Source organism: Ruegeria sp. AM1 (genome assembly GCF_056540745.1).
The window spans coordinates 1-12464 of sequence record NZ_JBQFXH010000007.1; the positions used below are offsets into that span (position 1 = coordinate 1).

Genomic DNA, 12464 nt, shown 5'->3' on the forward strand with positions numbered 1-12464 from the left:
CAGCGCGCCGCAGGCGCGCTGCCGGGCCCAACTCGTTTGACGGCATCTCTTATGCAGGCAAACGGAGCGGGAGGTTTTTTTGTTTTCGGATAGGACGGTGCCTCAGAGCCGATCAAACAGGCCCGAAAGGCGATCCATTTCCTCAGCTATGCCAAACGGCGCGTTCAGCACGAACATCCCCGACCCGATCATCCGATGGCCTTCGCGCGCAGGAGGAAACCGCACCTCATGGCATATGGCCTTGGGATAGCCCTGAGCCTTGAGCGCCCTGACCATAGGAGCATGGCGTTCATCCGTCAAAATCGGATACCACAACGCGATAACCCCGACGTTCCATTTACGGTGACATTTGGCGATCAGCCCCGGCAGACGGTCATAATCCGCCTTCACCTCATAGCTGGGATCAATCAGCACCACCCCCCGTCTTGGCGTCGGAGGCAACAAAGACTGCGCCAGCTCGAAGCCATCCTGCCGGTAAACCTTTGCGCCATGAGGCCGCAGCGCCTGGGACAACGCCGCATATTCCTTTGGATGCAGCTCGGCAAAATGCAGGCGATCCTGATCCCTAAGCAAGGTCGCGGCCACAAGCGGTGATCCGGGATAGGCCGCCTTGCCATGCTGCGCCTGCACCGACTGCAACACATCCGACATGGGATGATCCGGCCCAAACCAGCCCTCTCGCTCTACGCGCTGAATCCCTGCCGCGGCCTCACCCGTCTGCATCGCCTCAGCACCATCCAGCTGGTACAACCCCCTGCCCGAATGGGTCTCAATATAGCTCAGCGGCTTATCCTTGCGGGTCAGATAGGCAAGCATAACCGCCAAAAGAGCGTGCTTTTGGACATCCGCCAGATTCCCCGCGTGGTAAATATGTTGATATGAGAGCATTTTGCCTTCTAAAGTCCTAACCAATGAGGCGAAAAGGTGCTGATTGTCATGGAATCAGCCCTTTTACCGGGCGAGTTGGCACCCTATAAGTCATCCGTCCCGGAACCGTCGAGTCGCGGGCAGTAGAAAAAACTGACATACAGGATCAGGGGAAACATGGGGATCTTTGGCAATCTGGGCGGCCTGTTCACTGCGGACATGGCTATCGACCTTGGGACGGCGAACACGCTGGTTTATGTCAAGGGGCGCGGCGTTATCCTATCTGAACCATCAGTGGTTGCCTATCACGTCAAGGATGGCGTGAAAAAGGTTCTGGCCGTGGGCGAAGACGCCAAGCTGATGCTGGGCCGTACGCCTGGCTCGATTGAGGCCATCCGCCCGATGCGCGAAGGTGTCATTGCCGATTTTGACACCGCTGAGGAAATGATTAAGCACTTCATCCGTAAGGTTCACAAGCGTTCGACCTTTTCGAAGCCAAAAATCATCGTCTGTGTGCCGCATGGCGCAACCCCAGTTGAAAAACGCGCGATCCGTCAGTCGGTTCTGTCTGCAGGCGCGCGTCGCGCCGGCCTGATCGCCGAGCCCATCGCCGCCGCCATTGGTGCCGGGATGCCGATCACCGACCCGACCGGCAACATGGTTGTCGATATCGGCGGCGGGACCACCGAGGTCGCGGTTCTGTCGCTGGGCGACATCGTTTACGCCCGTTCGGTCCGCGTTGGTGGAGACCGGATGGACGAGGCCATCATCTCGTACCTGCGACGTCAACAGAACCTGCTGGTCGGTGAATCCACAGCCGAGCGCATCAAGACCACCATCGGCACGGCACGGATGCCCGATGACGGACGGGGCCAATCGATGCATATCCGCGGGCGCGATCTGTTGAACGGTGTGCCAAAGGAAATCGAGATCAGCCAGGCGCAGGTCGCCGAGGCACTCTCGGAACCCGTCCAGCAAATCTGCGAAGCGGTGATGACCGCGCTGGAAACCACCCCCCCCGATCTGGCCGCAGATATCGTGGATCGCGGCGTCATGCTGACCGGCGGTGGCGCGTTGCTGGGGGATTTGGATCTGGCTCTGCGTGAGCAGACTGGTCTGGCGGTATCGATTGCCGACGAAAGCCTGAATTGTGTGGCTTTGGGCACCGGCAAAGCCTTAGAATATGAAAAACAGCTGCGCCACGCGATTGACTATGAAAGCTAAGGCGCGCACCCTTTTGGGGTGAACACTCGGGCAAGAGCAGCACGGGAAGGTAACCTGTGGCAAAGGAGCGATCACAGCGCGATGACTATACGACCCCCCTGCGCCGTCTGTTTCTGGGGATTGTTGTCCTGTGCCTGATGGGCATCTTCATCGTCTGGCGCATCGACAGCCCCCGGGTCGAACGGTTCCGCGCGCAGGTGGTCGACAAGGTTGTGCCCTCGATGGAATGGGCGATGATCCCGGTGACCGCCGTGGTCAATCTGGCGCGTGACTTCCAAAGCTACCAGCGTCTCAGCGAACAGAATCAGGAACTGCGCAGCGAACTGCGCCTGATGCGCGCCTGGAAAGAGGCCGCCCTGCAGCTGGAACAGGAAAACGCGCGACTGCTGGACCTAAACAATGTCCGCCTTGATCCGCGCCTGACCTACATCACTGGCGTTGTGATGGCGGACAGCGGGTCGCCCTTTCGCCAGTCCGTGCTGCTGAATGTCGGAGAGCGCGACGGAATCGTTGATGGCTGGGCGACGATGGACGGCATCGGTCTGGTCGGGCGCATCTCAGGTGTTGGCTCCGACACCGCGCGGGTCATTCTGATGACCGACGCGTCCAGCGCAATTCCTGCAACCATCCAGCCATCGGGGCAAACCGCGCTTATTGCCGGGGATAATACCGCCGCGCCCGTGGTTGAGTTTCTGGAAAACCGCGAACTGGTTCGCCCCGGAGATCGTGTGATCACATCAGGCGATGGCGGCGTGTTCCCCGCCGGGCTGCTAATCGGCCAGATTTCAGTTGATCCGGGGGGCAGGCTGCGCGTGCGGCCCTCGGCTGATTTTGAACGCCTCGAATTCCTGCGTGTGCTGCGGTTTCACGCGGCTGAGCCCATCCGCAATCCGGGTGCGGTCATCGGACCTCCGTTGCCGGAGGCGGCCTTGAACCCGAGTGAGGTTGGCGATGGATAAGGTCACCTCTCACCTGTGGATCATGCGCGGGCTGTATTTTGGCCTGGCTACGCTGGTGGTGTTTTTGCATCTTCTGCCGCTGGATACGCAACCGGATCGCTGGCCCTTTCCCGACGTCCTTTTGGCGCTGACCTTTGCCTGGGTGCTCCGTCGGCCTGACTATGTCCCGACCCTCAGCATTGCCATTGTCATGCTGATGACCGACCTACTGTTCCAACGCCCGCCAGGCCTGCTGGCGGCGCTTATTGTCATGGGGGCGGCTTATCTGCGGTCGGCAACGCCGGGTATGCGTGACATGGGCTTTGCCGGCGAGTGGAGCACCGTCGGTGCCGTGATGGCTGCGGTCTTTCTGGCAAACCGTGTTATCCTTGCGGTGCTATCGGTACAGCAGGTGGCGTTGGCACCGGCCATGATACAGTTGATCCTGACGGTCATCGCCTATCCGGCCGTGGTGGTACTCAGCCAGAGCGTCTTTTGCGTCAGGCGCGCCTCGGTTGCAGATACGGGCACGATTGGAGGGCGCGCATGAAGCGACCAAAGCCTAAATCGCAAGGGCTCGCCTATAAACGTCTGCCCCGGCGTGCGCTGGTGCTGGGCGGGCTGCAAGCTGCGTTTGTGGGCGGGCTGGCGGCGCGGATGCGTTTCATGCAGGTCGATCAGGCCGATCAGTATCGCCTTCTGGCTGAAGAGAATCGGGTCAACATCCGCCTGATCCCTCCGTCGCGCGGGCGGATTTATGACCGCAATGGTCAGGTCATCGGACAAAACTCTCCATCTTACCGGATCGTGATCGTACGCGAGGATGCGGGCGATATCGACAAGGTCATCGCCAAGCTTTCAGGACTGATCCCCCTGAATGAGGACGAAATCGAACGCGCCCGCGCCGAGATGCGCCGGTCTGCGCCGTTCCTGCCCGTCACCCTGGCCGATCAGGTCACGTGGGAGGACATCTCAAAAGTTGCCGTCAACGCCCCTGCCCTGCCCGGCGTGACGCCGGAGGTCGGGCTGACGCGGCAATATCCCCGGTACGAGGATTTCGCCCATGTCGTGGGCTATGTCGGCCCGGTCAGCGACTATGACCTGAGCCAGATACAAGACCCTGAGCCTGTGTTGCGCATCCCGCGCTTTCAGATTGGCAAGGTTGGTCTCGAGGCCAAGCAAGAAACCTCGTTGCGTGGAAAGGCCGGGGCTAAACGTGTTGAGGTCAACGCCACTGGCCGGGTGATGCGCGAGCTGGACCGGCGCGAGGGCCTGCCGGGGTCTGACCTGCAACTGTCGGTCGACGCAGACCTGCAACAATATGCCCAGGCCCGCCTGGCCGGTGAAAGCGCCGCCGCCGTTGTCATCGACTGTGAGACCGGGGATATCCGCGCAATCAGCTCTGCCCCCAGTTTTGACCCCAACCTGTTCGTACGCGGGATTTCGGTGGGCGACTACCGCGCGCTGACCGAAGACAAGTACAGGCCGCTGGCCAACAAGACGGTGCAGGGGACATACCCGCCCGGCTCGACCTTCAAGATGATCACAGCGATGGCCGCGCTTGAGGCCGGGGTCATCGGGCCGGGCAACACGGTGTATTGTCCGGGGCACCTCAAGGTCGGTAGCCGCCGGTTCCACTGCTGGAAGCGAGGCGGCCATGGCATGGTCGATCTGGAAACATCGCTGAAACGCAGTTGCGACGTGTACTATTATGACGTGGCGTTGCGGGTTGGGATCGACAAGATCTCGGACATGGCGCGTACATTCGGTCTGGGGATCAGGCACGACATCCCGATGTCTGCGGTGGCTGAGGGGCTTGCCCCAAATCAGCTATGGAAACAGCGCGTGCACGGCGAGGACTGGTTGGTTGGGGACACGGCTAACGCCTCTATTGGTCAAGGGTTCATGCTCGCCTCGCCGCTGCAACTTGCGGTCATGACAGCCCGCCTTGCCACAGGACGTTCGGTAACGCCACGCCTGTTGCGTTCCGTCGACGGTGTCGAGCAACCTTCGGGCGCGGGCGAGCCGCTGGCGGTCAACCGCAACAATCTGGAACAGGTTCGTCGGGCGATGTTCACCGTGTCAAACGACCGGCGCGGCACGGCCTATCGCAGCCGCATTATTGCAGATGAGTTCCGCATGGCCGGCAAGACCGGCACCAGTCAGGTGCGCAACATCACCAAGGCTGAACGTGCTGCCGGTGTGATCCGCAACGAGGATCTGCCCTGGGAGCGCCGCGACCACGCGCTGTTTGTCAGCTTTGCACCTTATGACAACCCGAAATACGCAATTGCCGTTGTGGTCGAACATGGCGGGGGTGGTTCGAAAGCGGCTGCGCCAGTTGCACGGGATATCTTGCTGCAGGCCCTTTATGATGGCACGCCACCGCTTGAGGCCTATCCTGTTGGCGATCGGGAACGTATCAGGGAACAACAAAAACGGCTGGAGGGCGACCGGCGCCCCAAAGCGCGGCCTGACGAAAAGGACCGCGCATGAGCTATCTTGAATACGCCGTCAAATCGACACCGTCTGGGTTCCGCAAATTTCTGTATATGAACTGGCCGCTAACCCTGTTGCTGATCAGCACGGCCAGCGCCGGGTTCCTGATGCTGTATTCAGTGGCGGGCGGGTCGTGGATGCCATGGGCCGAGCCGCAGATCGAACGGTTTGGGCTTGGCCTGACGGTTATGTTCATCATAGCACTAGTGCCCATATGGTTCTGGCGCAACATGTCGGTGCTCGCCTATATCGGCTCAATCGTGTTGCTTATTTTTGTTGAGCTTTTCGGAACGGTCGGTATGGGTGCGCAGCGCTGGATCGATCTGGGGTTCATGCGGCTGCAGCCCTCCGAGGTGATGAAAGTTGCGCTGGTCATGGTTCTGGCCGCCTATTACGACTGGCTGCCATCCCAGAAAACCTCGCGCCCGCTTTGGGTGCTGGTCCCGGTGATCCTGATCCTGATCCCAACTTTCATGGTCTTGAAGCAACCCGATCTGGGCACCTCGATCCTGTTGCTGGCAGCCGGAGGCGGGCTGATGTTTCTAGCCGGCGTGCATTGGGCCTATTTCGCCGCCGTCATCGCCGCGGGTGTCGGTCTGGTTGCGACAGTGTTCAATAGCCGCGGCACCGATTGGCAGCTGCTCAAGGACTATCAGTTTCGGCGCATCGATACCTTCCTCGATCCCTCAACCGATCCGCTAGGCGCGGGCTATCACATCACCCAGTCCAAGATCGCCCTTGGCTCGGGCGGCTGGAATGGGCGCGGGTTCATGCAGGGCACACAATCGCGGCTGAACTTTCTGCCCGAAAAGCACACCGACTTTATCTTTACCACGCTGGCAGAAGAGTTCGGATTTGTCGGCGGGATCACATTGCTGATCCTCTATGGGCTGATCCTGATCTTTTGCATGGTGACGGCCCTGTCGACCAAGGATCGGTTCTCCTCACTGGTCACGCTGGGGATTTCGCTGAACTTCTTCCTGTTCTTTGCTGTCAACATGTCGATGGTCATGGGGCTGGCCCCGGTTGTGGGTGTGCCGTTGCCCATGGTCAGCTATGGCGGCTCTGCCATGCTGGTTCTGATGGCCGCCTTTGGTATCGTGCAAAGTGCCCATATCCACCGCCCCCGATAATCCGAAAGGCCCTCTATGCCCGTCAACGTTCTGTTTTCCGCTCGCCCGGGGCTGTGGCCGGTCTATGAACCGCTGATCGCTGCAGGGCTTGACCAAGCCGGTCTGCTAGTGCGGCTGGCGAACGAGATTGAACCGGCCGAGGTCGACTATGTGGTCTATGCCCCAAACGGCGGGTTGTTGGACTTTTCCCCCTACACACGGCTGAAAGCGGTGCTGAGCCTTTGGGCCGGTGTCGAAAGCATCGCAGATAATGACACCCTGACCGTCCCTCTGGCGCGGATGGTGGATCATGGGCTGACCCAGGGTATGACCGAATGGGTCGTCGGGCATGTGTTGCGCTATCACCTTGGCATGGACACGCACATCACCCAGCAAAACGGCGATTGGTCTCCGACTGTCCCACCGCTTGCGTCCGGGCGCCGGGTTTGTGTTTTGGGGCTTGGGATGCTTGGGCAGGCCTGTGCTCAGGCATTGGCGGCGCTGAATTTCCAGGTCACGGGTTGGAGCCGGACGCCTAAACAGATCGACGGGGTCACCTGCCTGCATGGGGATGACGGGTTGAAAACTGCCCTTGGCAGCGCTGAAATCATCGTTCTGCTGTTGCCGGACACCGACGCAACAACAAACACCCTGAACGCCGAAACACTCTCGCTTCTGCCCAGGGGCGCGCGGGTTATCAATCCGGGGCGCGGGCCCCTGATCGACGACGATGCGCTGCTGGAGGCATTGAACTCAGGACAGGTCGACCATGCCACACTGGATGTTTTCCGAACCGAGCCTCTGCCGAAGGCGCATCCCTATTGGCAGCATCCGAATGTAACGGTGACACCGCATATCGCCTCGGAAACCCGCCCCGCAACCGCCGCGCAGGTGATTTGTGAGAACATTCGGCGCGGTGAGGCGGGTGAGCCGTTTCTGCATCTGGTGGACCGCCAGTTGGGATACTGACGGTCCTGTTCGATCAGGCCGCGATCAGACCGCGCCCTTTCAGCAAAGCTTCGACACCGGGCAAACGCCCACGGAATGCCAGATACAGGTCTTCGGCGTCTTTGGAGCCGCCGGTCGACAGGATATGCTCTTCCAACGCTTTGGCCCGTTCGGCGTCAAAAGCCCCACCTCCCTCCTCAAAAGCAGCAAAAGCGTCTACATCCATCACCTCGGACCACATATAGCTGTAGTAGCCCGAGCTGTACCCGTCGCCCGAAAAGACATGGGCAAAATGCGGGGTCGCGTGGCGCATCCCGATGGCAGCGGGCATTCCGATCGCGGCCAGAACTTCAGCCTGTTTTTCCATCGGGTCGGTCGGAGCCTCCGCGTCATGAAACGCCAGATCGACCAGCGCAGACGCCACATATTCAACGGTCTGAAACCCCTGATCGAAATTGGCGGCCTGCAGCACCTTATCCAGCATGTCCTGCGGCATCGGCTCGGCAGTTTCTGCATGGGTGGCAAACTCGGCCAAGACCTCAGGCACTTCCAACCAGTGTTCATAAAGCTGGCTGGGCAGTTCGACAAAATCACGCGCTACGCTGGTGCCCGAAATACTCTCATAGGTCACGTCCGACAGCATCTGATGCAACGCATGGCCAAATTCGTGGAATAGCGTTCGTGCATCGTCATAGGACAACAGCGCCGGGTCACCTTTGGCAAAGTTGCAGACATTGATAACCACCGGCGCCTGCGGTTCGGGGAACTTTGCCTGCGCGCGCATGGCGCTGCACCACGCACCCGACCGTTTCGATCCGCGCGCGAAATAGTCGCCGATGAATACGGCAATGTGCTGACCATCGCGCGTCACCTCCCACGCGCGGCAATCGGGGTGATAGAGCGACGCATCAAGCGGCGTGAATTCCAGGCTAAACAGACGTGTGGCACAGGAAAACGCCGCCTCGATCATGCGATCCAGCTGCAGATAGGGTTTCAGCGCGGCCTCATCCAGATCATGCTCGGCCTTGCGCCGCTTTTCTGCGTAGTAGCGCCAATCCCAAGCCTCAAGCGGGCCGTTTATCCCATCAACGCGCATCATCTCGGTCAGAACCTGCGCATCTGCATCGGCGCGCTGTTTCGCCGGTTCCCAGACTTGCATCAACAGATCGCGCACCCGGTCCGGCGTACGCGCCATTTCAGTCTCAAGTTTGTAATCGGCGAAGGTATCGTACCCAAGCAGTCTGGCCCGTTCACTGCGCAGTTGCAGGATTTCGGCGGCAATTTCACGGTTGTCGGTCTCACCCCCATTTGCGCCACGCGCGGCCCAAGCGCGGTACGCCTTCTTACGCAGATCGCGGCGTGGCGAAAATTGCAGGAACGGCACGATCAGCGACCGCGACAGCGTAACCACGGGACCGCCAGCGTCTTTTTCCTGACCCGCCGCGCGTGCGGCATCAACGACAAAGGCGGGCAGGCCCTGAAGGTCACCCTCGGTCAGTTCCATGAACCAATCCCGCTCATCCGCAAGCAGGTTCTGGGTAAAGGATGTTCCCAGCGAAGCCAGCCGAGACTTGATGTCCTGCATACGGGCATCCTCGTCACCCTGCAGCGCAGCGCCCGCGCGTACGAACCCCCGGTGGGTCAGCATCAGCACACGCGCCTGTTCGTCGGTCAGGCCCAGATCATCGCGGCGCTGCCACAGGTCAGCCACTCGCTGGAACAGAGCCTTGTTGGACGAAATGCCCGAGAAATGCGCCGAAAGCTTGGGCGAGAAATCGCGTTGCAGTTCCTCGCGTTTGGGATTGCTGTCTGCCCCGGCGATGGTGAAAAAGACCGACAGAACCTTGTCCAGCTGCTCTCCTGCGGCCTCGAGCGCTTCGATCGTGTTGGCGAAACTGGGGGCTTCGGGATTGGACGCAATCGCATTGATCTGCGCGTTATGGGTCTGCATCGCCTGATCCAGAGCGGGTGCAAAATCATCATCCGAAATGTCGGCGAAAGGGGCAATTTCGAACGGCGTCGTCCAGTCGGACAGGATGGGGTTGGGCATTGCGGTCTCCTTTGTCCGACAAGCTATGCAGGCAGGCCAAGATGGTCCAGAGGGCGAACCGATGATCTTTTGATTTAAGATGCTATGACGCCGCTGCGCAGACCGGACAGTCTGGGCGCTGCGACAGCGTGATCTTGCGACTCTCGCCATAGAGCGCGTCATAAATCAGCATCTCGCCCACAAGCGGCTGACCGGCGCCTGTGATAACCTTGATCGCCTCAACCGCCATCATCGACCCAACGACACCGGGCAAAGGACCGACAACACCAGCCTCGGCGCAGGATGGCGCAAGACCCGCTGCCGGAGCCTCGGGGAAGATACACTGATAGCAGGGCCCCGAGCTGGCCGGATGGAACACGCTGAGCTGCCCTTCCCACTGGGACAAGGCCCCCGAAATCAGAGGCTTGCCCAGCTTCACCGCAACCCTGTTTGCCAGATAGCGCGTCTCAAAGTTGTCCGTTCCGTCCAGGATCAGATCATAGTCACCAAACAGATCCGAAGCGATCTCATCCGTCAGGCGGCGATGATAGGGGCGCACGACGACGGCGGGGTTTTGCGCCTCCATCGCTTGTTGCGCTGAAAAGACTTTAGGCATGCCGATATCCGCGTCGCGATGGATCACCTGACGTTGCAGATTGGCGTTTTCGACCAGATCGTCATCGATCACACCAATTGTGCCGACACCAGCCGCCGCAAGATACTGCAGTGCCGGCGCGCCCAGCCCACCTGCGCCGATGACCAGCACACGCGACGTTTTGAGCCGCTTCTGGCCCGGACCGCCAAGTTCGCGCAGCACGATATGGCGCGCATATCGCTCCAGTTCTGTTTCGCTGAATTGACCGGATGCCACTGCCTGCTCCTTTTCCTGCTCGGGCGCAGCCCGGGTGCGCAGCAGCTTTAGCACCCGTGCGTAGAGCAGGACCAGCGCAACAGTGCCGCCGAGGATGAGCCAGATTGCCGCTGATCCTCCGGTCGCGGCGCGCAACGGATGACCATTGGGCAGGATCAACTGTGCAAGCACAACGCCAACCAGCAATACCGAGACCGAGACAGCACGCGCCGTGCGCGACACCCCGGCCAGATAACCAATCCCCCACAGGGCGGCGGCGAGAACCAGAACAAGCAGCATCAGCCGCGACCGGTGGACCCAAAACCACCCGCCCCGCGCGCGGAGGCGCCCAGCGTTTCCGCCACCTCAAAACGGGCCTGCACCACCGGGGCCACCACCAACTGCGCAATGCGCTCACCATGTACGATCTCGAACCGCTCTTGCCCGGCGTTCAGCACGATCACACCCAATGGGCCGCGATAATCGCTGTCGATGGTGCCCGGCGTGTTGGGCAATGTGATTCCGTGTTTCAGCGCCAGCCCCGAGCGCGGACGCACCTGCACCTCGTACCCTTCGGGAATTTCGATCCGCAGCCCGGTGGGGACCAGCGCGCGCTGACCGGGTTCCAGAATGATGGATGCCCCGCCCGGCAGGTTGGCGCGGACATCCGCACCGGCTGCACCCGCAGTCTCATAAGACGGCAGCGCCACCTCAGGGTCGGCGTCGTCTTCGCGGATCACACGAATTGCAACCATCAATCTACCTCTGTGTTCTGTTCTCTGAACCGGGACCGGGCGTTAGTCGACCAATGCCCCGGCTATTTTCTCTGCCAGTATGGCGGCAACGGCGTCCTTACCCATACGGGGCCATTCTTCGGTGTCGGTCTCTGAAATCAGGATGACTGCATTTTCCGATCCGCCCATGATCCCGGTGGCCGGGCTGACATCATTTGCCACGATCCAGTCACAGCCCTTGCGGGCACGTTTGGCCGTGGCATGAGCGATCACATCATCGGTTTCCGCAGCAAAGCCAACCACCAGCGCCGGACGTCCGGTTTTCATTTGAGACACCCGCTTCAGGATGTCGGGATTTTCGGAAAATTCCAACGTCGGCAACCCATCGCGGCATTTCTTGAGCTTTCGGTCCGACGCGCTGGCCACACGCCAATCCGCAACCGCAGCGGCAAACACGCCTGCGTCGACGGGCAGAGCGGCATCCACCGCGTCCGACATCTGCTGTGCCGTCTGAACAGGCACAACCTGCACGCCTTGCGGCGGCGGCACATCTGCAGGGCCGGTCACAAAGACCACCTCGGCCCCCAAAGCAGCCAGCGCCCGCGCGACAGCGGTTCCTTGCGCACCGGATGATCGGTTTGCGATATAACGCACCGGATCAATCGGCTCATGCGTGGGGCCAGAGGTCACCAGAATACGCTTGCCTGCCAGCGGCCCGGTGCCCAGCGCAGCCTCTACAGCGGCGACAATCTCAAGCGGTTCCGACATGCGCCCCGGCCCGTATTCACCGCAGGCCATATCGCCTTCGTTCGGTCCTACGAAACGGACGCCGTCTGCCAAAAGCCGTTGGTGATTGCGCCGGGTCGCAGGGTGTTCCCACATCCGCACATTCATCGCGGGCGCGATCAGAACCGGCGTATCCGTGGCCATCAACAGGGTCGAGGCCAGATCATTGGCCAACCCCGCCGCCATCTTGGCCATCAGATCCGCCGTTGCGGGGGCAACCACGATCAGATCGGCTGATCTGGACAATTGAATATGCCCCATCTCAGCCTCATCCGTCAGATCGAACAGATCGCGATAGACCTTCTCGCCGGCCAATGCGGACACCGACAGGGGGGTCACAAATTCTTCGGCTGCGCGGGTCAGGACGGGGGTGACCTGCGCGCCCCGTTCAGCCAGCCGCCGGATCAGGTCTAGCGACTTATAGGCTGCTATTCCTCCGCCGATGATCAGAAGAATACGTTTGGATGCCAGCATGTT

The 12464-nt window shown here is 60.7% G+C and carries 11 protein-coding genes; 6 read left to right on the forward strand and 5 right to left on the reverse strand.

The window, feature by feature from the left end:
• Nucleotides 1–102: 102 nt before the first annotated feature.
• A complete protein-coding gene (locus ACR0I7_RS14270; RefSeq protein ID WP_480512141.1) occupies nucleotides 103–888 on the reverse strand; it encodes a 23S rRNA (adenine(2030)-N(6))-methyltransferase RlmJ in 786 nt (261 codons plus the stop codon).
• A gap of 156 nt (nucleotides 889–1044) precedes the next feature.
• Between ACR0I7_RS14270 and ACR0I7_RS14275 the strand changes: the two genes are divergently transcribed.
• From ACR0I7_RS14275 to ACR0I7_RS14300, 6 genes are read left to right on the forward strand one after another with little or no spacing between them, the layout of a single operon-like run.
• Nucleotides 1045–2091 carry a rod shape-determining protein gene (locus ACR0I7_RS14275; protein WP_039523195.1) on the forward strand — a complete coding sequence of 349 codons (1047 nt, stop codon included), beginning with the start codon at nucleotides 1045–1047 and terminating at the stop codon, nucleotides 2089–2091.
• A 56-nt stretch (nucleotides 2092–2147) separates the two neighbouring features.
• On the forward strand, nucleotides 2148–3050 hold the full coding sequence (gene mreC, locus ACR0I7_RS14280) for a rod shape-determining protein MreC (protein WP_480512143.1): 903 nt from the start codon (nucleotides 2148–2150) through the stop codon (nucleotides 3048–3050).
• On the forward strand, nucleotides 3043–3579 hold the full coding sequence (locus tag ACR0I7_RS14285; RefSeq protein ID WP_480512145.1) for a rod shape-determining protein MreD: 537 nt from the start codon (nucleotides 3043–3045) through the stop codon (nucleotides 3577–3579). Before mreC ends, ACR0I7_RS14285 begins: the two co-directional genes overlap by 8 nt.
• Nucleotides 3576–5525, forward strand: a complete 1950-nt coding sequence (gene mrdA, locus ACR0I7_RS14290) for a penicillin-binding protein 2 (RefSeq protein WP_480512147.1) — start codon at nucleotides 3576–3578, stop codon at nucleotides 5523–5525. Before ACR0I7_RS14285 ends, mrdA begins: the two co-directional genes overlap by 4 nt.
• A complete protein-coding gene (gene rodA / locus ACR0I7_RS14295; RefSeq protein WP_480512149.1) occupies nucleotides 5522–6661 on the forward strand; it encodes a rod shape-determining protein RodA in 1140 nt (379 codons plus the stop codon). Before mrdA ends, rodA begins: the two co-directional genes overlap by 4 nt.
• A 15-nt stretch (nucleotides 6662–6676) precedes the next feature.
• Entirely contained in the window at nucleotides 6677–7609 is a 933-nt protein-coding gene (locus ACR0I7_RS14300; RefSeq protein WP_480512151.1) for a 2-hydroxyacid dehydrogenase, read from the forward strand.
• Between the two features lie 13 nt (nucleotides 7610–7622).
• Here ACR0I7_RS14300 and ACR0I7_RS14305 read toward each other — a convergent pair whose 3' ends face one another.
• From ACR0I7_RS14305 to coaBC, 4 genes are all read right to left on the reverse strand, one after another.
• Nucleotides 7623–9638, reverse strand: a complete 2016-nt coding sequence (locus ACR0I7_RS14305) for a M3 family metallopeptidase (protein ID WP_480512153.1) — start codon at nucleotides 9636–9638, stop codon at nucleotides 7623–7625.
• 82 nt (nucleotides 9639–9720) lie between these two features.
• A complete protein-coding gene (locus ACR0I7_RS14310) occupies nucleotides 9721–10767 on the reverse strand; it encodes a HesA/MoeB/ThiF family protein (RefSeq protein ID WP_480512154.1) in 1047 nt (348 codons plus the stop codon).
• Entirely contained in the window at nucleotides 10767–11225 is a 459-nt protein-coding gene (gene dut, locus ACR0I7_RS14315) for a dUTP diphosphatase (RefSeq protein WP_480512156.1), read from the reverse strand. Before dut ends, ACR0I7_RS14310 begins: the two co-directional genes overlap by 1 nt.
• A gap of 39 nt (nucleotides 11226–11264) precedes the next feature.
• Nucleotides 11265–12461, reverse strand: a complete 1197-nt coding sequence (gene coaBC / locus ACR0I7_RS14320) for a bifunctional phosphopantothenoylcysteine decarboxylase/phosphopantothenate--cysteine ligase CoaBC (protein WP_480512421.1) — start codon at nucleotides 12459–12461, stop codon at nucleotides 11265–11267.
• Nucleotides 12462–12464: the final 3 nt, after the last annotated feature.